The sequence below is a fragment of the Pleionea litopenaei genome, from assembly GCF_031198435.1.
Classification (GTDB): Bacteria; Pseudomonadota; Gammaproteobacteria; order Enterobacterales; family Kangiellaceae; genus Pleionea; species Pleionea litopenaei.
In genome coordinates, this window is record NZ_CP133548.1 from 2,471,982 (window position 1) to 2,493,971 (window position 21,990).

The 21,990-nt window shown below is 44.9% G+C and carries 18 protein-coding genes; 3 read left to right on the forward strand and 15 right to left on the reverse strand.

Features of this window, described 5'->3' with window-relative positions; translation table 11 throughout:
• Positions 1-12: 12 nt before the first annotated feature.
• Positions 13-528 carry a glycine cleavage system transcriptional repressor gene (locus Q9312_RS11140; protein WP_309200923.1) on the reverse strand — a complete coding sequence of 172 codons (516 nt, stop codon included), beginning with the start codon at positions 526-528 and terminating at the stop codon, positions 13-15.
• 62 nt (positions 529-590) lie between these two features.
• On the opposite strand from Q9312_RS11140, the gene Q9312_RS11145 reads away from it, so the two are divergent.
• Positions 591-1,784: a class I SAM-dependent rRNA methyltransferase gene (locus Q9312_RS11145; RefSeq protein WP_309200924.1), complete on the forward strand. Its 1,194-nt coding sequence runs from the start codon at positions 591-593 to the stop codon at positions 1,782-1,784.
• 95 nt (positions 1,785-1,879) lie between these two features.
• Here the strand turns inward: Q9312_RS11145 and Q9312_RS11150 are convergent, their stop codons facing one another.
• From Q9312_RS11150 to gpmI, 14 genes are all read right to left on the reverse strand, one after another.
• The gene (locus Q9312_RS11150) at positions 1,880-4,189 is read right to left on the reverse strand and encodes a hybrid sensor histidine kinase/response regulator (RefSeq protein ID WP_309200925.1); all 2,310 of its coding nucleotides are present in this window, start codon (positions 4,187-4,189) and stop codon (positions 1,880-1,882) included.
• A 121-nt stretch (positions 4,190-4,310) separates the two neighbouring features.
• The gene (locus tag Q9312_RS11155) at positions 4,311-4,640 is read right to left on the reverse strand and encodes a hypothetical protein (RefSeq protein ID WP_309200926.1); all 330 of its coding nucleotides are present in this window, start codon (positions 4,638-4,640) and stop codon (positions 4,311-4,313) included.
• 3 nt (positions 4,641-4,643) lie between these two features.
• Positions 4,644-5,660, reverse strand: a complete 1,017-nt coding sequence (gene gpsA, locus Q9312_RS11160; RefSeq protein ID WP_309200927.1) for an NAD(P)H-dependent glycerol-3-phosphate dehydrogenase — start codon at positions 5,658-5,660, stop codon at positions 4,644-4,646.
• Positions 5,661-5,687: 27 nt separating this feature from the next.
• Positions 5,688-6,215, reverse strand: coding sequence for a protein-export chaperone SecB (gene secB, locus Q9312_RS11165; protein WP_309200928.1), 528 nt, complete (start codon positions 6,213-6,215; stop codon positions 5,688-5,690).
• 140 nt (positions 6,216-6,355) lie between these two features.
• Complete coding sequence (locus Q9312_RS11170) at positions 6,356-6,781, reverse strand: rhodanese-like domain-containing protein (RefSeq protein ID WP_309200929.1); 426 nt, start codon at positions 6,779-6,781, stop codon at positions 6,356-6,358.
• A gap of 178 nt (positions 6,782-6,959) precedes the next feature.
• Positions 6,960-7,439, reverse strand: a complete 480-nt coding sequence (locus Q9312_RS11175; protein WP_309200930.1) for an NfeD family protein — start codon at positions 7,437-7,439, stop codon at positions 6,960-6,962.
• Between the two features lie 31 nt (positions 7,440-7,470).
• Positions 7,471-8,379, reverse strand: a complete 909-nt coding sequence (locus Q9312_RS11180) for an SPFH domain-containing protein (protein ID WP_309200931.1) — start codon at positions 8,377-8,379, stop codon at positions 7,471-7,473.
• A 120-nt stretch (positions 8,380-8,499) separates the two neighbouring features.
• Positions 8,500-11,964, reverse strand: coding sequence for a proprotein convertase P-domain-containing protein (locus Q9312_RS11185; protein WP_309200932.1), 3,465 nt, complete (start codon positions 11,962-11,964; stop codon positions 8,500-8,502).
• 121 nt (positions 11,965-12,085) lie between these two features.
• Positions 12,086-12,973: a divergent polysaccharide deacetylase family protein gene (locus tag Q9312_RS11190; RefSeq protein WP_309200933.1), complete on the reverse strand. Its 888-nt coding sequence runs from the start codon at positions 12,971-12,973 to the stop codon at positions 12,086-12,088.
• Positions 12,974-13,045: 72 nt separating this feature from the next.
• On the reverse strand, positions 13,046-13,564 hold the full coding sequence (locus Q9312_RS11195; protein ID WP_309200934.1) for a hypothetical protein: 519 nt from the start codon (positions 13,562-13,564) through the stop codon (positions 13,046-13,048).
• Between the two features lie 12 nt (positions 13,565-13,576).
• On the reverse strand, positions 13,577-15,214 hold the full coding sequence (locus tag Q9312_RS11200; protein WP_309200935.1) for a hypothetical protein: 1,638 nt from the start codon (positions 15,212-15,214) through the stop codon (positions 13,577-13,579).
• An 86-nt stretch (positions 15,215-15,300) separates the two neighbouring features.
• Entirely contained in the window at positions 15,301-16,482 is a 1,182-nt protein-coding gene (locus Q9312_RS11205) for a S41 family peptidase (RefSeq protein WP_309200936.1), read from the reverse strand.
• 186 nt (positions 16,483-16,668) lie between these two features.
• On the reverse strand, positions 16,669-17,754 hold the full coding sequence (locus Q9312_RS11210) for a murein hydrolase activator EnvC family protein (RefSeq protein ID WP_309200937.1): 1,086 nt from the start codon (positions 17,752-17,754) through the stop codon (positions 16,669-16,671).
• A 78-nt stretch (positions 17,755-17,832) separates the two neighbouring features.
• Positions 17,833-19,371 carry a 2,3-bisphosphoglycerate-independent phosphoglycerate mutase gene (gene gpmI, locus Q9312_RS11215; protein WP_309200938.1) on the reverse strand — a complete coding sequence of 513 codons (1,539 nt, stop codon included), beginning with the start codon at positions 19,369-19,371 and terminating at the stop codon, positions 17,833-17,835.
• Between the two features lie 217 nt (positions 19,372-19,588).
• Here gpmI and Q9312_RS11220 point away from each other — a divergent pair, with 217 nt between their 5' ends.
• Positions 19,589-21,196, forward strand: coding sequence for a serine/threonine-protein kinase (locus tag Q9312_RS11220; protein WP_309200939.1), 1,608 nt, complete (start codon positions 19,589-19,591; stop codon positions 21,194-21,196).
• A gap of 22 nt (positions 21,197-21,218) precedes the next feature.
• Complete coding sequence (locus Q9312_RS11225) at positions 21,219-21,980, forward strand: PP2C family protein-serine/threonine phosphatase (RefSeq protein WP_309200940.1); 762 nt, start codon at positions 21,219-21,221, stop codon at positions 21,978-21,980.
• The last annotated feature ends 10 nt before the right edge of the window (positions 21,981-21,990 follow it).

Here is a 21,990-nt window from a genome sequence, read left to right on the forward strand (position 1 = left end):
AATACTCCGGTTCTAAGACGATCGAATGGTTAGCTCGACCATTAGATCAGCTGCAATCGACTCCAAGGCTTCTTGAATGTCGGCAATATCGATAGATTCAGGCATACCTGCCACAATATTGGCTCGAAAAATATCGCCGCCTGACATAGGCGCGGCTTCAATCTGACTGTCCAGCGCCTCTACATTCACTAAAGAGCGAGATAATGTATCGGTGATTTCATGAATAATGCCTGCTTTATCATTGCCAATGACCTCGATATCAATGCGTTGCTTGTTCGCTGAATCATCAGCCAACAACTCTGCTCGTATGTCGAGTGTCAGCTCACTGAGTGTGTTCAATTGGTTGCAGGCAACATCAATAGCCTCTGCCGGAAACTCGGCTAAGATTAATCCTGAAAACTTTCCACCTAGGTGCGATAAGCGACTCTCTAACCAGTTTCCCCCCTGATTTCGAACCACTTCTGACAAACGTTGGACGATACCCGGTCGATCATCGCCAAAAACGGAAATTAATAACTTCGCAGTCATAGTCTAATCCCTGTATTGATTGTTACAATGTCCAATATATTGATACTGGTTCTGAAGCACCCATGAGTTTAGCGAATCTATACCTAAAAAAGAACGAAGAAAAGCGCATCAAAAATGGGCACCTATGGATTTATAGCAATGAGATAGATACTCAACGCTCTCCCTTGGCTAGTTTTTCAGCCGGAGAACTGGTTAACATCGTTCAATCAACTGGCAAGACTTTAGGCGTAGGCTACATTAACCCAAATAACTTACTGTGCGCTAGATTGTTGAACCGTTCCAGTGACCAACCTATCGACAAATCGTTTTTCGTCCACAAGTTTAATATTGCATTGTCTCTGCGCCAACGTCTTTTTGACAAGCCATTCTACCGTTTAGTCTACGGTGAAAGCGATGAATTACCCGGTCTAATCGTCGATCGTTTTGGCGAGCACCTTGTGGTTCAAGTGACCACTGCAGGTATGGAAAACTTTACTCAAGAAATTTCCGAGGCATTGCAAAAGGTCTGCAAACCAACATCCATTTTGTTCCGTAATGACACCAATGCGCGAACCGCTGAATCACTCGACCGCGAAAATCGACAAGGATTTGGCGAAACACCAAAAGCCATTACCATTGAAGAAAATCAAACAGCATTCACTATTCATCCTCACGATGGTCAAAAAACGGGATGGTTCTACGACCACCGTCAAAGTCGGCAACAAATTAATCGCTATGTTCAGGGTAAACGCGTGCTTGATGTTTTTGCCTACATTGGTGCTTTTGGAATTCAAGCGCTCAAACACGGCGCTGAAGAGTGTTGGTCGGTCGATATATCGGCAAAAGCGCTCGATGAATTAGAACAAAACGCCGAACTCAATCACTGTGCCGAACGACTCACCTGTGTGGAAGGTGACGCACTGACTGCGCTAAAACAACTGAAGCAAAACGACGAGCGGTTTGACGTTATTATTGTCGACCCACCAGCGTTTATAAAACGTAAGAAAGATCATAAAGCAGGCCTAAACGCATATCGAAAAATTAATGAAGCAGCGATGCGCTTACTTAGCCGCGACGGTATATTACTTTCAGCATCGTGTTCAATGCACTTAAAAGAACACGAACTGCAGGATGTATTGCGAGCGGCAGGAAGGCACTTAGATAAGCGAGTGCAAATAATAGAGCAGTGTCATCAAGGCCCTGATCACCCAATTCACCCGGCCATTCAAGAAACTCGTTATATCAAAGGTTTTATATGCCGAGTTCTTTCTGCATAGCTATGATTTATCGAATAATATATAAGTCGATGTCTAGTGCTAATCCATTGGGGCTAAACCAAGATGGCTGAACCAAGAGGGCTAAACCAGTTACATTAGGTCTTTTGTGGTACTAATTTTTCTAATACAGTGACCAACTCATGGTCGCTGTAGGGCTTGTTAATCTGCTCATCCATTCCAGCTTTTTTAATTGTTTCAAAGTGTTCTTCAAATACATTCGCGGTGACAGCGATGATCGGCTTTCGCGGCAACTGTTGTTTCATTTCGAAATCGCGAATCATCTTAGCGGCTTCATAACCATTTAAAACCGGCATTTCACAATCCATTAATATGGCATCAATCGTTGCCGCATGATCCACATAATACTCGAAAGCTTCTTTACCATTCTCGGCATGAAAAAGTTCATGTCCTAATTTCATCGCAATACTTTTTAATACCAAAAAATTAACTTTATTGTCTTCTGCGACTAACAAGTTCAAGTGCTGTCCTGCGGAGGACATTTTACTTTCGATAGTAGATGAAACTTTTTGCTCTGAGAGATAAGGAATACTTAAATACACACAAGTCCCTTTTCCAATTTGTGACTCGACCGCTATTTTACCGCCCAACCGGTTTAAGATTTCACGCGTAATATGTAATCCTAAACCTACCTGCTTCGCACCTTCTTTAGTGGCTAAATAATCTGCATTAAAGGGTTCAAAAAGCCGTGCAATTTGCTCCTGATCCATCCCTTCTCCAGAGTCTTTGACCGCGATTAATAACGCCTTAGGATCGGCATCAAGCATGAGTTTGATTGATCCCGTCGCAGTAAAGCTCAAAGCATTTTCTAAGATATTGGCTAAGACCTGCTTTAACCGCTCAACATCGAGAGCAACAATTGACGGAACATTCTCAGAAATTTCTAACTCTCCAGTCAGCTCGCTCTCGACAAACCTCAATTCGAAAGTTTCCCAAAGCTCGCGTACCACCGATTGAATGTCTACATTTCTTACTTGCAGAGTATAATGCTCAGAATTCAACTTTGACATTTCGAGTAGATCATTAACTAAAGTCAGTAAGCTATTGCCACAGCCTCGAATAATCTGATTCAGCTTTCTACCTTCGCTTGATTGAATATGATCATTAAGAATTTTTGAAACGCCAATAATGCCATTGAGTGGGGTGCGCATTTCATGACTAACTCGTGCGAGTAATTGACTCTTAGCTTGGTTTTGTGCAGATGCCGTTGCATGCTCTCGTTTCAGTTGACTAACACGTAGCGAGAGAAACCAAGACATTACACAAAAGTGACTAACAATCGCAACCTTAAACATCAACCATTTGTTGTCTAAAGAAATACTAAACAAGTCGAAAATTCCTAAGATGACATACACACCCCAAAGACACCAAATTAACCATGCAACAAAAAAGTATTTAGCAAATAAATCACGCTTAATAAAACCTAGGTAAGCACTGAGGCCAAAAATCAATAGACTATGAAGCAACATCAACAACATAGAGCCCTGAATATAATCTTCGGAACTGATAACGCTGCGCGCAACTAGCCACATACCATCAATAGCAAGAAGCAATAGAAGACCTTGGTTCATCGGTTCCGAATAGCGTTCGATAGAGATAAATTGTCGCATGTAAATTAACGCGCACATTGAAGCAAGAACAATCGACATTTGGCCAGCTGCCAAGACTATGTGTATGTCTCGAGGAAATAAAACAAATAGGTAACCATCAAGAAAGAGAAAAAACATCACCACAGAGGAAATAAATGCCATGTAACTTAATTGCAAACGATCCAATCCAGAAATCGACATGAGTAAGTGATAAATAATCAACATACCGAGCAAGCCATAAACAAACATATCTAGCCCAAATAAATAGGCATTGTTGCGTGCCCCTATTGCAACCGGCTCCAAACGAGAACTGACATCGAAGACACCACGATGCGAGGTACTCATAAAAAATTGAACAGATTCGCCGGTAGGAATACGAAGAGAGAAATTTAGGCCAGGCCCCCAATATTCACGATTAACCTTCGCCGGGTAATCGGCTCCTAAAATCTTTTTTTGCTGTCGACCATCACTAAACAGAGCCCAGACCTCGACGCGACGCATGGTCCCATTTTTTAGAGTAAATAACCAATTGATCTCGTTAGATTGATTTTCTATTGTCAATTTCAGCCAATGCTGTTGACTGATAACACCGAGCGATGTGTGCCCGGCTTGGAGTGGTTGCCAAGATAAATTAGGCGAGGCTTGCAACTGCTCAAAGGTTATCGGATTGGGCACTGCCACAATCTCATATTGATCACCGACATCGACTGAATCAGCATTGGTTAACTCAACGGTGTTACCGAAGGCTCCCCCAGAACTAAGCAGCAGGCAAAAAATAATAAAAATTATCGGTTTCAATAGGAAGCTTTATTCGACTAATAATGAATTAATAGTAGTCGAAAAAAAACGAATAAACAGCCCTAAACTGATGGAGCCAGCTTAAACGATTGGAAGAAATAACTCAGCAGTTGACGCCGTGTTAATCGTCTTTCGGATGCTGTAGCAACTGGTCGGCGGTAGCCACGGTACTGTCAACCATGTTTTTCTGGTAAGACGTCGTTTCCGACAACGCCTTTAATTGAACTTTTTGAGCAACCATTCGTGTCTTGAGCAGCATTTCTAAATCAGGCAATTTGTTTTGCTGAGTCAACGTGAGGTATTGAATATGCTCACCCAATTGTTGTGTTTGACGGCTAATATCGAGTTGACTTTGTGTTTCTTGCGCTTTTGCTTGCCCTTGATTAAGACCCCAAAAGTAACCCGCTACTGCAGCGGCAATCGCTAAGATCGAAGAAATCAGGTAGTTCATAACTTATTGCCCTTCTTGTTTTAAATCACGCCCTAGCAACTCATAGGCCTGTTGAACCGGGTCAGCGCCTTCATGAACGATTCGGTAAATAGCTTGTGAAATAGGCATATCGACATTGTATTTCTCAGACAAGAGTACCGCTTGGTGAGCATTCTTGGCCCCTTCGACCACTTGACCAATTTCTTCTATCGCTTGCTCCACCCCGACGCCATGCCCTAAAGCTAGACCAAAACGGCGGTTTCGAGATTGGTTGTCGGTACAGGTTAAGATTAAATCACCCAACCCGGCCATGCCTTGAAAGGTTTCTGGTTTACCACCAAGTTTGAGCCCTAACCGTTGAATTTCAGCGAGGCCTCGAGTAATCAGCGCCGTTCGCGCGTTCGCACCAAACCCCATGCCATCAGCAATACCAGCACCGACGGCAACAACATTCTTTAACGCACCGCCCAACTGAACACCAATCAAATCATCACTGGTATACACACGAAACGCGCTGTTGACCAATCGTTCGGTCATATCGTTGGTAAGCGTCTCATTGTTCGATGCCAAGGTGATAGCGGTCGGCATGGCGGTTGCCAACTCTTTCGCAAACGTTGGCCCAGATAACACCGCCATAGGCGTCGAAGCGCCAAACATTTCAGCAGCCAACTCGTGCAGAAAGCGTCCAGTTCCGGGCTCTAAACCTTTACAAGCCCACACTAAACGAACATCGTTGCCAACCAAAGGTTTAATGTTTTTCAGCGACTCAGAGAAGGCATGACTGGGAGTTGCGATAAGAATGTCACGAACACCATCAAGTGCCTGAGCGAGATCAGACGTCACCTCTAGTGTCGATGGGAAGGGAGCATCAGGAAGATACTTGGCATTGCAACGCTGCTGCTGCATCAGCGCTACTTGCTCAGCGTCACGCGACCAAAGTCGAGTGGGGTTGCCATTTCCGGCCAGTAAAATAGCCAGAGCAGTTCCAAATGAACCGGAACCAAGAACCGCTATCGGTGAAAACTGCTCAGGCTTTGTCATAAAATCGTCTCGTTGCAAACAACAAGATTATTCCGCAGCTGCGTTCTCAGCTCCACCAGCTTGCTGTTGCGCTTGCTGTTGTGCCTGTTCTAATTGTTGTTGGTACAACAAATCAAAGTTTACTGGCGTTAAATACATTGGAGGGAAACCGCCTTTAGTCACCAAATTAGAAATCGTCTCGCGACTGTATGGGAATAAGGTTTCAGGGCAATATGTGCTCAAAATGCGGTGTAACTGCGCGTCATTCAACCCTTTAAGACCAAAAATACCTGCTTGTTGTACTTCAACTAGAAAACCGGTTTTTTCGCCCTGTGCAGCGGTCATGGTTACACTTAAAACAACTTCAAACACATCGTCACTTAACTTTCGTGAACGGCTATTCAATTCCATTTTAACTTCTGGCTTGAAGTCTGGATCTTGGAAAATCTCTGGAACGTTTGGTGCTTCAAAAGAAATATCTTTGGTGTAAATTCGTTGAATGGCAACTTGAATACCCTCAGGAGTTTGAGCCGCGCCCTCAGTGCCTTCTGATTTAATATCTACTTGATCTGTCATAACTTACTCTCTTAATTTTTCTAATGGACTGTGTTTTTACTAGACAATTAATGTCGCAGAACAGGGTTGTTTCTGAACAAAAAGGTCTACTGTTTGTCATCGACTCCGATGACTATCCCTAAATTGGCAACTGGTACCGACTAGCTACGTACCACAGGCAGATTTTCGCCTACCCAAGATTGATACCCGCCGGCAAGTCGAAAAACTTGCTCAAACCCAGCTTTCTTTAGCTTAGAAGCTGCAGGTCCGGCCGTTACACCACTGGCACAAACCATGATAATGGGTGTGTTTTTATACTTTTCAAGCTCTTTTTCGCTTGAGTCGAGTTTTGATTGCGGAATATTTTTTGAGCCCGCGATATGGCCTTTATTAAAATCAGCAATCGCTCGCATATCAATCACCAAAGCATCTTCTTTATTGATTAGGTGGGTGACTTGCTGAGGTACGATGGACTTAACACCGTTTCGCATGTGCTGAAATTGCGCAATTAACAATAAGACTGCGACCACAGTCCAAGCGCCTGATAGATACGGGTGACCGATTAAAAATTCAATTATTGATTCCATGATCTCTTATTTTCGTCGTGTAAAGATAACGCGTTGGGGAGGCATTATGCGCAAAATTTCAGGCAGGTGCAAAGAAAGCTGTAACTACTTGGTTTTCCGAAAGTTATATTGCACAGAGATAATGTAACTTACCCCTGTGCAAGGATTGTTAAACGACCCGATTGGCAGAAACGGCTGTTTAATCGGCAGTCTTAACCACCTGCTCAACGGGCTTTACCAAAAGCGTGGCACCGTCGACACCCGTCACTTGAACCTGCGTACCCGCTGGACAGTCTTCGCCTTCGACTCGCCAATAAGTGTCATCAAGTTGAATGCGACCATGCCCGTTCTGCAAAGCATCGGCTAGCACCGCTTTACGTCCAACCAAAGCGGCCGAACGCTGGTTTAAAGTGGCATATTCATCGTCAGACTTGTCTAACCCTTTGATTCTTGACCAGTAGCGCCAAGCAAAAAAACTGACTAGCGACATGATACCAAACACTAAAAACTGAATCTGCCAGCTCATGTTGGGCATCAACCACTCGAGAAAACTAACAAAAATAGCCGACACCCCCATCCACAAGAACAAGGTGCTTGGTGCTAGCATTTCTAAAATAAGCAACACACAACCGAAACTTAGCCAATGCCAGAACTCAATTTGACTAAACAGCTCTCCCATAATGCCTCCTTAAACCGGATTAAGAACTCAGCTAGTTCGATTTAAATGCGTTTTTAGCTAACTCTGCAATACCACCGATAGAGCCAATCATTGCCGATGCTTCCATTGGCATAAAGACCAGTTTCTCATTCGGAGACTGCGCGAACTGAGCCATCGCTTCAACGTACTTTTGCGCAACGAAATAATTAATCGCATTGATGTCACCTTTCGCGATTGCCACAGAAACGACTTCGGTTGCTTTCGCTTCGGCTTCCGCTAAACGCTCACGAGCTTCTGCTTCTAAAAAGGCGGCTTGTCGTTCACCTTCTGCTCGACGAATTTCCGCTTCCTTCGCACCCTCTGCTTTTAAAATTTCAGATTGTTTTTGCCCTTGCGCCTCTAGAATTTGAGCGCGTTTAATTCGCTCAGCTTTCATTTGTTGTGCCATCGCATCCACTAAATCACGTGGCGGCAGAATATCTTTTATTTCGATACGGGTAACTTTTACGCCCCAAGGATTGGTCGCTTCATCAACAATCGTTAAAATGCGCGCATTAATTTGATCTCGCTTTGAAAGCATTTCGTCTAAGTCCATGCTTCCTAGCACGGTTCGAATATTGGTCATTACCAAGTTTTGCATCGCACGGGTTAAATCATTAACTTCGTAGGTGGCTTTGGCCGAGTTAATCACCTGATAAAAACACACCGCATCGATCGTCACGGTCGCATTGTCTTGCGAAATAACCGATTGCTCTGGAATATCCAACACTTGCTCCATCACATTAACTTTGGCACCCACTTGCTCAATCAATGGCGTGATCCAATGTAATCCAGGACTTAATGAGCGTTTAAACTGTCCAAAGCGTTCAATATTGTACTGATACCCTTGCTTAACCTGCTTTACCCCCATGAGCAATAGCACGATCAATAATCCAAGAATAAATAGAAAAACAGTTTCCATGGCACATCCTCTTATTAGCCAATTTATTATCAAAAGCTTTAGTCGTTCATTTACGTATTTACTTACATTTTTAAATTTCAGAGGCAAAAAAAACCCGGCGAATGCCGGGTTTTAATCATTCTAACGACGTCGTCTTCTCGCCAAGGCTGGCAATAACAACAATAACAGCAACCCTTGTGAGCTTCCTACGTTCACTCCCACTAACAATACAGCCGCCAGTGCATACAAAATTTCACGGGAGTTTTCACGACGCTCGTCGTCTCTGTTTGGAATGTCTTCACAGGTCGAAGGCGATGAGTAGTTAAATCCCCATTCATTTAAAGTGCCCGTTTCAGTGGCAGAACTGTCAATCACGGTTAATGTCCAGTCGCCATTTAAATCTTCTCCTTCAAAAACACTCAAGTCACTTTGAGACTCATAATCAGCTGGAAAAGAGCCTGTTAAATTGCCGGTTCGGTTAGTCGTGTTCGCCGCTTGAAGCACCACTTCTGTTCCTTCTGGAGAGGTTAACAGCAACGTCAATTCCGAAACATTGGTATGAGAAATATCGACAAATACTTGGAAATTATCATCGATTAAGTCGCCCGCATTGCTTATCGCATGAGTTGAACGGACGCCACTCGTATCATTGTCAGGAATGGCGACATTAGGAATTGAACGCCCACTGTTTACGGCTCGAGTACCGGTTATGAATTCAACATCGTAGGTTTCAGAAATTGGCTGTGCAGGATTGGTCGACAATTCTCCAGTGATATCAAAAGTCACCGCAACCCGACTTCCACACGCCACAATTTCATCGAGTGACATGACAAAGTTGTTTGTATTACTCACCGTCGCTGCGGAGTCGATATTGTTGTATTCGCTGGTCGCTTGAGAAACGACTACCGTATTATTTTTCGCCGTCACCGTTGCTGAGATAGCGGTCGCAGAATAGGTGGTTGGATTGGTAATCGGCACTTGAAACTCGACGGTCTCACCAGGATCAGCAGCATTATTGACGCCAGCAGTTACGAACACGATATTTTCTGGGAAAATCGCTGTTTGCTCACATACTGCAGGAGAAGACAACTCAATGCCCCACTCATTCAGCGTTCCAACATCTTCTGCCGCATTATCCGTAATGGCTAGTTGCCATTCTCCATTCAAATTCTCGCCATCGAAAGCATTGAGGTTTTCAGCACTAAGAAAATCCGTCGGGAAATAACCCACTAAATTCGCGACCGCTTCATCACCATCGGGAGCTTTCAAAATAACGGTTGTCCCTTCAGGCGACGTCAAAGAGAGCTGAAGATCGCCGCGATAGGTATGAGTAATATCGACATACACTCGAAAGCGCTGATCGATCACACTCCCTGCGCCAGAAATAGACAGCGTCGAACGAACTCCATTGGCGTCATTATCAGGAATGGCTTGACTCGTCGTTTGATTGTTTGACACCAGCGAGAAAGACCCTACAGGTAACTCTAAATCGTAGTTCTCTGTAATGGTTTGTGCTGGGTCTGTCGCTAACTGGCCCGTGACCGCATAGTTCAACGCCACTTGGCTGCCACACGCAAGAGCATCATCAATGGTTAGAACATAATTGTCGGTACTCGCAACCGTTTCGAATGCACCGATATCCGCAAAGTCACTGGTATTTTGCTGAATCACAACATTGGCGTCTTGCGAAGATAAGGTGCCAGCGACACCCGTCGCTGCGAAAAGATTGGGATTGGCTAAAGGAATTTTTATCTCAATCGTCTCACCTGGGTCAGCGACATCGTTAAACCCGGCATTCTCATAAACAACCTCGGCTACTGACAAAGGCTGTTCTTGTAAGATGTTCATCTGTTTAAACCAATTGAAAAACACACTCGCGTGCGACTCATTGGGAAACATAGCAAACGCGGTACGTACGATGGAGTCAGCCATATCGGGCATGGATATTCCAAAACCTAATCCAAACTGAGCCTCAATAATAATTTGATCAACCTCATCTTTGTTATAGCCAGCATCGGTTAACTCGACCATTGACTGAAACAAAGGTGTTGACCAAAGCTCATCGGCATAATCGGGAATACCGTCGATAGCTTCATGCGCTCCGTAGGTTTCATTGGGATCATAACGATACGAGGTTCGGTTCATCACTCGTCCAGGCCAAATATCATTATGTCCATCCCAAGTGAATACCCACTCAGGAAAGAAGGTCTGGCCATTGGTTTTTGCATAAGTGTAAGAACCAGCCCAATAATCTCCAAAACCTTCGCCAATCGCACCTGTGTCTACGCCACCCCACATCGGATTAATATCGGAATGTATGGCATGACCGTACTCATGAATGATGACATCGGCATCTTCATTATCAGGAACACCTCCATGACCAAACGCTAGCCGATTATTGATCGGGTCATAGTAGGAATTGTCATCACCACTAACGGCATCGGCGTCGACTTCAATAGAGCCATTTTGAATGGCTTTATCACCACTAAAACCGAGCGCCTGTAAATGCCGTTGATTTTCATCAATGTGGTAATAACTCATGGCATCATAGAACTGAGCTTCGCCGCGTTTGCCCGTCCACTGACCATCATTAGTCGTGGTTGGACGAGTCGCTGGCGCTTCAAAGTCAACGATTTGCACCCATGGCCCCACCAGTGAATAAATACCATCGGTATCGTTGAAATCAATGTCTCTTAGAGGGCGGCTAACATAAGCAGGGTCAAACTCTGCTTCGGTGGAACGATTACTTAACGTCTCATCATTCAGCGCGGTTCTTGGGTCCGGATCAAATACCAAGGCGGTGCCATCGACGAGTAAACGCTGGGTCGCTTGCTCTTTGGCAGTTTGAGGTTTTGCTGTCGAAGAAAAGCGAGATAATGCATCCTTTAAATTCGTTACTTTACTCATTGCCGTTCGAGCTTGAACTTTACCGCCGAAACCATAACTGTCTGCCGTAATCTTTTTAGGCGTATCGAGCCTTGTCGTATTCAGTACTTTACCGGTGTTTACGGCGACGAATTGACGCCAACTCCCTTGTGGTTCCGTCAACGACAAGTCGACTTGGTAGGCTAAAGTCAGCTGCTTACCACGGATAACATATACCAGTTTTGAATCAGGGTAGGCCGTCAACTCACCGGTTGGTTGGAAAAAGTCCCAAGACTTTTGCAGTGCAGTTTTAGAATCTAAGTCAGAGGAGGGTACATCGACTTTAAACGCACCAATGTTAATTAGACGATTATGGACTCGCACAACTTTCTGGTGTGACTTGTCTAAAGAAACTACGAGCCCTTGAGCGTAAATCGGTACTTGGTTAACCGTTTGTTGAAAATAATAGTGATGTCCATTCAAGCTGCTACTTTTCTTGAGTAAAGACAAAGATTCATTCTGTGCAATTACTCCTGCATTTTTCAACGTTTGCACAACCATACCGGCTTGCTCTTCGAGTGAACCAGCTTTCATCTGATGTGACTGAAGGGTTACTTCACCAAAACTTTCGGGGTAAAGAACATTGGATTGTTTTTCCTGCAGCTTGGCTTCAATGCCACTACCATGCAAAAGTGCAAACGTTGCCGAAGCAACTGCCGTTAGTCTAATTAATTTATGCATAATAAAGTCTTGTTATCTGTCTATTATTGATGTTCTTATCGATTAAGCATCTTAAACGGGTAGCCCTGCAGAAAGCAAAAAACCGTATGTTATTTGCGCATTATTCACGCAAATAAACCGCCTATTGATGCTTGTTTCCCGTGGTCGAGCTATTCTGAGCGAGTAACTTTTGCTGCCCCAAATAATCAGAGACCGTTAAAAACTGAAATTGATCTCGATAATTTGGCAATAGCCGCTCTAATACTTCCATGGTGTTTTGGTAAGGGTGACCAATCATAATGACCATTCCTTTGCGCTGAGCAATTTGTAAACCACGAGTGAGTTGATTTTCGACACTTACTTGATCACCCACTGGGTCAAGAAACACGTCTCGCCCTAACGCAGCAATACCTTTTGAGGTTGCTTGTTGCAATGCCACAGACTTCGCCGTGGTACGACTGTCGACAAAATACAGATCTTGCTCTGCCGCAACCGTCATTAACCAATTCATTTGATCGGGCATCGCCGTTAACAAGCTTCCCATATGATTATTAAAACCCTGTACATGAGGTATTTCGGCTAAATTCTGTAAGAATTTTTGCTCCAACTCTTGTGTCGTTAAGTCTTGCGTTAACGCTTCGTCACGCAATAAGTCTTTACGCGTGGTCGACTCCATCGGCAAGTGCAGCATGATGTCGTGTCCGTTTTTAAACCCACGATTAGCCAGTTTCGCAGCAAAAGGAGTACGCGGAAGAAACGCTAAATTAACCGCTACCGGTAAATCAGTGGCTCGCTTTCCTAAGCGATAGTTGTCGCCAATATCATCGATGATGATGATGACCACGGGTTTGTTAGTCAAAGACGAACTAACGTTAGGCGATGCCGTCTGTGCTTTAGGCAAACGGGCGTTAATCTTCGGAATCATTGGTTGAATGAACTTCGGCCAAGCATCTTCGACGCTTGCCTCTACTGGTATCATCACCAATGAAACAGCAAGTAAGATTAAACGGAAAATGAGCGTAGACGACATATATTTTTTGGCAACTTCAATTGAGGCGATAAACTTGTATCACAAGCATATCGCCTTCTCGAAATTGATCAACTAGTCTTGTATCGTTTCGTGCGCTGGTTGCACTAAGATGCGCCGTCCATTGTGATCTTTAGTCAATTCACCATCTGGCTTCAAGTAAGCATCCCAATCGGCTTTACCGACAATCACTGGTATCGCAAAGGTGCGTGATAGTTTCTGACCGGCTGTGTCGGTTGTAGCAATAACACTAATATAATAAATTCCGTTTTTAGGAACGGAGATGCCGACAGACATTGCTTCAGAAAGGCCATTTTGAGCAACTTTCAGATGTTTCACGCCAGTCTTTTGAAGAACCGCCTGGTCAGTCCTTTCACTGGTTTCTACCGATAGTTGCTCAACTTCTTGAGCAACTTTAAAGCGCAACTCAAGCTGTGCCCTTTGGCCTGCGACTAATGGCTTTGTGAAAGGCTGATAATCTAACTCTATCGGCGCTTGAGGTTTACCGGGTGACCGATAGTTTTGAGTTTTTCCATCAACTGCCGCCACTCCGAGATGTAAAAAAATAACCGCTAAATAAAATAAAGTTTTCATTTCACGCCGTCCTTAATTTGGAGTTACAGAGAAGTTGAAGCAATTGTTACCGCCACCCGCCTGATTATCGGTATTCAAATAATCATGAGCATCAATAACATAAGTTCCGGCGCTCAAACTTAAGCTGAATGTCTCACTACCAACACCATCGCTGCAACCATTCGAGGTTTGAACACAATTAAGTTGTTGTCCTTGATTAAACACATAAATGTCTGGGTCGCCAGAGTTATTGGTCGAGACCATACTAAAATTATACGCCGCGCTAGCACCAATATTTAACCGAATGTATCTTCGCGCACCTAATCCATTGTACTCGTAGTTTTGCGCAGTACCGAAACTGTTGGTACTACAAATTTGCACACTACTACCCGGCTGCATTTCGGTGTAAACAGGTAACACATAGGTTGCATTGCCAGCATTATTGGTCTCAGTCGAACCGAAAATATCGATGGTATCACCCTCTATTTGCTGCTCGTCTAACAAGGCGCTTATTTGCGCTGCCGCAGCGGCATTGTTATCTTTCAAATATCGAGCAAACGAAAAAATTGAAGTAAAGGCATCTGTCGTTCTCTGAGAGCCCACTAACACCTCATAGATAGGTGCAAACCCTAGAGAGAGGGTATCTTGGCCATCATTTGTGCTGTCAAAAACATCATAAATAATCGACTGAACACTGCTTTCGCTGTACCAACCTGGATTGGTGTTATTGTTACTTTCAACGTTGATTGAAAAACCACTGCCTTGAGAAGCGCCATAGGAGTCTCGGTAGACGGGATCAGCCAAAGCAATTCCAGACCAAGCGTTGCCCCAACCTTCTCCAAACGCAACCCGTGGATCGATTCGTTGACCACCAGAATGCGAGCCACCGATGGAGTCCGAGCGCGCAAGACGATCTTCGAAATAGTGACCCCACTCATGGACAATAACATGATCATCATATTCATCAGTATCTGTGTTTGCCGCGCCTAGAATATAGATATTACCGTTCGAATAATAAGACGTCGAAATTTGACCCTGTGCAACATCTCCCGGCGAAGGCACGTTATTGACACTCCAGTTTAACTCTAGAGTCGGTAAAGTGACATCAGGATCAACAGCAACAATGGTTTGAACGGCTTGATAGACACTGTCTAAAATGGCGAACGGCGCCGCACTTCTGGTACTGGTATAGCTCGAACCACCCCATCCTGAAGCAGCATTTAAGTTACGCGTCTGAGCAGTTGAGTCCACCACAACGAGATCGCCTTGCACAGCGTAGACCGCTTTGTTATTCGTGTTATCGACGACCGTGACATCCCAGCTCGCCGTACTGGACTGTAGTAATTCAGCAAGAACTCGAACTCGGACCGCCACATTGACGTTGGTATTCAGCTGATACTCACCATTGCTATTCGAACGAGCACTGTCAATTACGTTACTGTTGTTATCAAGTAGTTGGACGGTCGCGCCACGAATCGGCTGTTGCACGATTGAGCCATAGTCGAGTGCATTTTGGTTGGTATGAGGAACCAAGTCATAGGTTAAGGTTCCCGATACAACAGCCGCTGCACCTGGAGGACCACCGGGATTAGGGCTAGTGTCGTCATTACTGTTGCTACACCCAGCAAGGAATAAGCCCCCGCCCAAAGCAAGCCATGTCAGCCTGTTCATCTCATTCTCCTAAATGATAACGCTTAGCCACAGTGTAACCCCTTGGGGCTATAAAAACCTGTGAATTATTGCAAACTATGGGATGTTTAAGGCAGCTTAGCTAAACTTTGCGGCAGCTTTTTGACCAGGGTGCGATGTGCCGTCGTCAAAACCCGATCTTCAGCTTCCTTCTCGGCATCCTCAGCAGAGACCGCAATGTCTGGCTGAATACCCTTACCGTGTATAGAGCGGCCAGTGGGTGTTAGATATCGAGAGGTGGTTAGTTTAATCGCTGCGTTTTGCTGAAGTGGCATAATCGACTGCACCACCCCTTTGCCATACGAAGGACTGCCCAATATCACCCCGCGCTTATGATCTTGCAAAGCGCCCGCAACAATCTCTGACGCCGACGCACTATTTTCGTTGATGAGCACAACCAATGGTACCTGTTCTAAAACATCGCCGGGATTCGCAAAATATTTTTGAAAGCTTTCCCGTGTTCGACCTTCTGTTGACACGATAATGCCGCTGTCCAACATTAGATCCACTACATCAACCGCCGCTTTCAACACACCACCAGGATTATTTCGCAAATCTAAAATCATGCCATTGATCGGTTTGTCTCTAGCCGCTGCGAGCAGTTCTTTCTCAAGCTCATAGCCGGTGTCGCGTTGAAACATCTTAATCGACACATGCCAAACACCCTCCGCCATTTCCTCTACGGCGATGCTTTTAAGCTCTAAGGTTTCACGAGTTAAACGATGGATAACTGGCTCACCCTTACCTTGCGCTAAAATTTCCAGCTCAACACTCTCACCGGCGACCCCGCGCATCGAATCAATCACTAATTCAGGGCCTTCTTCATCGACTCGCTTGTGATCGACGGCAACAATGATGTCATCTTTTTGAATGCCAGCTCGCTCCGCCGGAGAATTGGAAATGATGCTCACCACACGAATGCTTTTGTTTTCAGCTACGACTTCAACACCCAAACCATCATAGAAACCTTCCGACGACACCTGTAAGTCTTGCAGGTCTTCTTCGTTCAAATACCCAGAATATGAGTCGAGCGACTTCAACATACCATTAATAGCACCTTCGAGAAGTTGCTTGTCATCCACTTGATCGACGTAGTTGCGCTTAATTTGCCAGTAGGTTTCTGCGAATGCCTTGAGTTGCTCCATCGGAATTCCTGACACTGACGCGTCAGACGATTTTTTTTGTGCCATGGTGGGTGGTAATACCCCAAAGGCCAACACTAAGCTCACTACTCGTAACATTTTCGACATACGCCCATACCTCCGGCAATGCTGACTACTACAGACTTTTCGTCAATCTCATAGCATAACTATAGTTCATGGATCGTCCGGCAGCTTAGAAAATCCGGCCTCTAAGCTTCACAAGTGCCACAAAGTTATAACAACGATAAGTTTACTAACGGAGCGCAATTAGAATGGGAGTTATTGAATTAGAATTTAGCCGCGGATCCACTGCATTGGATTATGGGCTTTGCCTTGAAAGCGGATTTCGAAGTATAAACCGGGTGAAGGTTGACCACCACTTTGACCAACCGTCGCAATCATTTCACCAGCTTCAACCCAGTCGCCCACTTCTTTGAACAACGATTGATTGTTTCCGTACAAGCTCATGTAACCCTTGCCATGATCGATGATTACCAATAAGCCAAATCCGCGTAACCAGTCACTGAACACAACTCTACCGTGAAAAACCGCCGCGACTTCTTTGCCTTCTTGAGCGGCGATGCGAATGCCATTGCTGCGAATATCACGATTGATTCGCTCACCATAGTTGAGCGCCAAACGTCCTTTAAGGGGCCAAGTCAGTTTGCCTTTGTATTTTGCGAGCCCCTCAAGATCTTGCTGTTGAATAATCTCTCGCAGTGCTTGTTCCATACGGCGAATAATGGACTCTAATTCTTCTTCATTTTCGCGCAAACTGGCCAAACGTTTGTCTTGAGATGCAATACTCACCGCTAATGATCGCACTTCTTTTTCACGTTGTGATTTTAGTGACAGCAATCGCTGTTGTTCGCGTTCTTGTGATGCTTCAAGTACGGCAAGTTCCTTTAAACTGTTTTGAATATCTTGCTCGACTTGGCGCAGTTCGATGATGGTGTTGCCAAGTGCTTGAATGCTTTGTGACCGAGCTTGGTTCAAATACTCATAATAGGTTAGCATTCGACCTAGCTTCTCTGGCTGTTCTTGATTGAGTAACAACTTTAAGTATTCTTGCCGTCCACTGGTATAAGCGCTTTTTAACTGTTGCGCTAACAACCGTTGATGATCGCCTTTGTCTTTTTGCAACTTAACTTCTTGTTGTTTATTGCGCTTGAGCTTGCTGTTTTCATTACCGATCTGCGCTCGAGTGGCGCGTAAAATTTTTGCCGCCGAATTAATTTTTTGCTCAGTCTGGCGCAAGGATTTTGCAGCACTGCCATATTCTTTACGTTGCGAAGAAAGGCGTCGTTGCACGTTCTTAATTTGTGACTTTACTTGCTCTAATTGTTGCTTAGTTTGCGCGCTTTTATCAGCGGAATTCAACGACACAGCCCCGAAGCAAAAGCTCAGAACCGTTAACCACAAAACTAAACAACGAATGCTTCTCAAAAGTTATTCACTCTAAGAATGGACACGCATAATTGGTCGCCCCGTCATTTCTTTCGGCACCTCTAATCCCATTAACGTAAGTAAAGTCGGCGCAACGTCAGCTAACACACCATCGTCAATCACGACCTCGGCAGGACGACCAAAGTAGATGAATGGAACTGGCCCACTGGTGTGTGCCGTATGTGCTTGCCCGGTCGTTTCATCCGCCATTTTCTCAGCGTTTCCATGATCCGCCGTTAATAATAATTCGCCTCCGACCTCTTCGAGTGCTGAAATTATTTTTCCTAAACATCGATCAATCGCTTCGATGGCTTTTACTGTCGCATCAAACTTACCCGTATGTCCGACCATATCAGGGTTAGCAAAGTTACCGATGATCACTTGATACTCTTGCGATTTAATAGCACTGACCATTTCATCGGCCATCAAGGGCGCGTTCATCTCAGGTTGCAAGTCATAGGTTGCCACTTGCGGTGAAGGGATCAGCTTTCGCTCTTCACCATCAAAGGGAGTTTCTACACCACCATTAAAGAAAAAGGTCACATGCGCATACTTTTCAGTTTCTGCAATCCGTAACTGCTTCATGCCAAGTGTCTGAAGGTACTCCCCCAAAACATTTTTATGACTGAGCGGCGGGTACGCCGTTGACGTTTGAATATCAGCGGCGTATTGAGTCAACATTACAAAATCATTCAGGGCAATTGTTCGTGGCCGCTCGAAACCATTAAACGATGGATCAACGAAGGCTCTGGTAATTTGACGGGCTCGATCGGCGCGATAGTTCATGAAAATAACGCTATCACCGTCAGCTATCGTGACGGGTTCACCAATCACCGTCGGCTGAACAAACTCATCGTTTTCATCACGAGCGTAGGCCATTTGTAAGCCTTCTAGAGCGGTGGCTGCAGAGAACTCTGCTTCACCTTCAGTCATTAACCGATAGGCCTTTTCGACACGATCCCAACGCTGATCACGATCCATGGCGAAGTAGCGTCCTGAAAGCGATGCTATCTGGCCAATACCTAGCTCGGCTATCGCTTGCTCAGCGGCTTTAATTGACGCTTCTGCTGAACGCGGCGGCATATCTCGGCCATCGAGAAACGCATGCAAGTAAACCTTTTTTGCCCCTTTTAATTTTGCTAATTTTAAAGCAGCAAAAATGTGCTCTTCATGACTATGAACACCCCCAGGTGACAACAAACCCATAATATGAACGGCGTTATCGGTTGCGACCGCTTTCTCAATCGCACGCACGAGAGTGGCGTTATCGTAAAAGCTGCCATCCTCAATGGCTGCGGTGATACGTGTATAGTCTTGATAGACCACGCGACCGGCTCCCAAATTTAGGTGTCCAACCTCTGAATTGCCCATTTGCCCGCTTGGTAGCCCAACGTCTAGACCCGACCCTGAAATCAAGGTGTGCGGACATTCTTGCCACAAGCGGTCAAAATTTGGTGTTTGCGCAGCCATAATGGCATTGTTTTTAGGATCTTCGCTGTATCCCCATCCATCGAGAATAAGTAAGATCATTGGCTTGGGCTTAACATTCATTGATTTGTTAACGTTCCTAAATTGGGTTACTACCGATCGTCTGAGGGCGATTATACATTAACTGTGAACGAGTTCATCTGCCGAAGACTTAGATAGATGACGATTTAACCAAATAAACTCCTTTTGTCAAAATTCCCGCAGATTGCTTTGAGTCGCCTTTAGCAATCCGTTATGCTCTGTGTCTCGACCATCAATGGCTTGTCCTATAATTTTAACAATGCAATCTAAGCCTATTAACCGAAATAATCTGGCACTGTTCTCTAGCGGGTGGTTAGCCCTGTTTATTTTCAGTGCTGCCGCCGTGGTGCTGTTTGATTGGCAATTACAGTTGTTCGATGGCTTGTACCTGCGCTTTACTCATCATCTTGCACCTGAACTGCAGCAACAGTCACTGATCCCCATCTCTCACTATTTTGAACTATCGATACTGGGCACCGCCAGCGGATTACTCTTTTTTATCTTCGGGTTACGCTTACGTCTGAGCTTAAGCCTGATTGTTTTGCTATTAACGGCCATCGCTTTAACCGGTACTTTTATTGCGTACTTCAGTCAAACTCAGCAATTGACACCTTTTTTTGAAACGACGATCGCCTGTTGCATCGGTTGGGCCTGTGGTCTGTTAGAGAGAGTACACCAGGCGCCGTTAAGACAACTGATGATGCATAGCCAACGCTGGGGAGAAAAGGCTGTGCAATGGCACGTTAAAAACCAACAATGGCGAGAAGCTTTCGAGCTAGCACAACAACTTCGTCCTAATAACGAAGTTCTGGAGTTAAGCTATCAAATTGCGCAAAACTGCGAACAAAAACGCGACTTCAATCGGGCGAAAGATATTTATCTTTGGTTGATTAAACGAAATCGTCATTTCAAAGACTGTCAACAACGGCTGCAACAACTGGAGTCGATTCGACCAACCAACCCAGGGCTTGGTGGTACCGTTGTTATGGAGCAGACATTGCTTATGCCCACGGAAGGTCTGCAACCGCCAACACTTGGCCGTTATCGAATTGAGAGTATTTTGGGCAAAGGCGCAATGGGCGTGGTTTACCGCGGAATTGATCCGGCCATCAACCGTGAAGTGGCCATCAAAACCTTGGCTCTGTCTCAAGAAAACATAGATTCAGAACATCAGTTGGCGCGAGAAAGGTTCTTTAGAGAAGCTGAAACGGCAGGAAAATTAAATCATCCAAATATTGTCACGGTCTACGATGTCGGTGAAGAGCAAGACCTCGCATTTATCGCGATGGATTTACTGACTGGAGTTCCGCTCGACAAGCACATCAAAAAAGACCAATTATTACCGGTTGTGCTGGTCTATCAATTAATGACTCAAATTGCCTCAGCTCTAGCCTATGCGCATAGCCAGGGTGTTGTGCACAGAGATATTAAGCCTGCTAATATTATCTATGACGATGATAAACACAAAGTGATCATTACTGATTTTGGAATCGCTCACCTGGTCGATAAGAGTAAGACCCGAACAGGCGCGATACTCGGGAGTCCGTTTTATATGTCACCTGAGCAGGTTCAGGGCAAGCGCATCGATGGCCGCTCAGACATTTTTAGCATGGGCGTCACCTTCTATCAGCTGCTGACTGGCCAGTTACCTTTTAAAGGAGAGTCACTGGCCACTGTGGCACTCAATATAACAACACAAAAGCATGAGCCAGTTCGCAAAATTAGAGCTGACTTACCGGCCAGTGCGAGTAGAATAATCAACAAAGCGTTACAAAAAGATCAAGACAAGCGCTATCAAAGTGTAGAAGAATTGCAGGATGCTTTGGTCAATGCGCTGAAACGTGACTTTAAAACCAACCCACTTTAATAAAGGTGATCGAAAACACATTATGACCCCCTTTACATGGAAGGTAACGGGCGTTTCCGATCAAGGTAAGAAACGCCCCAACAATGAGGACGCTATCGGTTGGCAAACAGACCGAGAGCGCGGTTGGCTGTGCGCAGTGATTGCCGATGGTATGGGAGGTCATGCTGCAGGCGAAGTAGCAAGCAGTATGGCGCGAACCAGGTTTCTCGATTTAATTGAGCATTTATTTACTTCTTCGAATGGCGCTTACCCTAGCGAATTGACCACCAGAACGGCCTTAACTGAATACGTTTTGCAAGTTGATCAACAAATAAAAGCTCACGCAAAGTCACACCCTGAAGATGCTGGTCTTGGCACAACTCTCGTGGCGATTGTTTTATTTCAGGGACAATGTTGGATTGTCAATATTGGCGACTCTCGCTGTTACCGCCAACGAGGTGATGAGTTCAAGCAGTTAACTCGTGACGATACTTTGGTTCAGAGCTGGCTCGATAATGGGCAAATTAGTTACGAGAAAGCAGAACAATCTCCCTACAAAAATGTCTTAACTCAAGCATTGGGCGCGAAAGAGGTACTTAACCCACAAATTCTAACCATCGACATACAGTCAGGTGATAAATTTTTGCTGTGCAGTGATGGCCTCAGTAACTGCATGACCGCAGCATTTATGAGCGATACGTTACAAAGTTACCCTCTCGAAGAGTCTACTCGACAATTACTTGACGAAGCTCTCAGCGCGGGTGCGCCCGATAATGTATCCTTAATTGTAATTGCACAAGATTAACTTTATTCAT

Excerpts from the sequence above, each read along its gene's own strand:
- Q9312_RS11220 (WP_309200939.1), top strand. The coding sequence starts at position 19,589 with ATGCAATCTAAGCCTATTAACCGAAATAATCTGGCACTGTTCTCTAGC.
- Q9312_RS11225 (WP_309200940.1), top strand. The coding sequence starts at position 21,219 with ATGACCCCCTTTACATGGAAGGTAACGGGCGTTTCCGATCAAGGTAAG.
- Q9312_RS11195 (WP_309200934.1), bottom strand. The coding sequence starts at position 13,564 with ATGAAAACTTTATTTTATTTAGCGGTTATTTTTTTACATCTCGGAGTG.
- Q9312_RS11140 (WP_309200923.1), bottom strand. The coding sequence starts at position 528 with ATGACTGCGAAGTTATTAATTTCCGTTTTTGGCGATGATCGACCGGGT.
- Q9312_RS11185 (WP_309200932.1), bottom strand. The coding sequence starts at position 11,964 with ATGCATAAATTAATTAGACTAACGGCAGTTGCTTCGGCAACGTTTGCA.
- gpsA (WP_309200927.1), bottom strand. The coding sequence starts at position 5,660 with ATGACAAAGCCTGAGCAGTTTTCACCGATAGCGGTTCTTGGTTCCGGT.
- secB (WP_309200928.1), bottom strand. The coding sequence starts at position 6,215 with ATGACAGATCAAGTAGATATTAAATCAGAAGGCACTGAGGGCGCGGCT.
- Q9312_RS11170 (WP_309200929.1), bottom strand. The coding sequence starts at position 6,781 with ATGGAATCAATAATTGAATTTTTAATCGGTCACCCGTATCTATCAGGC.
- Q9312_RS11190 (WP_309200933.1), bottom strand. The coding sequence starts at position 12,973 with ATGTCGTCTACGCTCATTTTCCGTTTAATCTTACTTGCTGTTTCATTG.
- Q9312_RS11200 (WP_309200935.1), bottom strand. The coding sequence starts at position 15,214 with ATGAACAGGCTGACATGGCTTGCTTTGGGCGGGGGCTTATTCCTTGCT.
- Q9312_RS11180 (WP_309200931.1), bottom strand. The coding sequence starts at position 8,379 with ATGGAAACTGTTTTTCTATTTATTCTTGGATTATTGATCGTGCTATTG.
- gpmI (WP_309200938.1), bottom strand. The coding sequence starts at position 19,371 with ATGAATGTTAAGCCCAAGCCAATGATCTTACTTATTCTCGATGGATGG.
- Q9312_RS11205 (WP_309200936.1), bottom strand. The coding sequence starts at position 16,482 with ATGTCGAAAATGTTACGAGTAGTGAGCTTAGTGTTGGCCTTTGGGGTA.
- Q9312_RS11155 (WP_309200926.1), bottom strand. The coding sequence starts at position 4,640 with ATGAACTACCTGATTTCTTCGATCTTAGCGATTGCCGCTGCAGTAGCG.
- Q9312_RS11145 (WP_309200924.1), top strand. The coding sequence starts at position 591 with ATGAGTTTAGCGAATCTATACCTAAAAAAGAACGAAGAAAAGCGCATC.
- Q9312_RS11175 (WP_309200930.1), bottom strand. The coding sequence starts at position 7,439 with ATGGGAGAGCTGTTTAGTCAAATTGAGTTCTGGCATTGGCTAAGTTTC.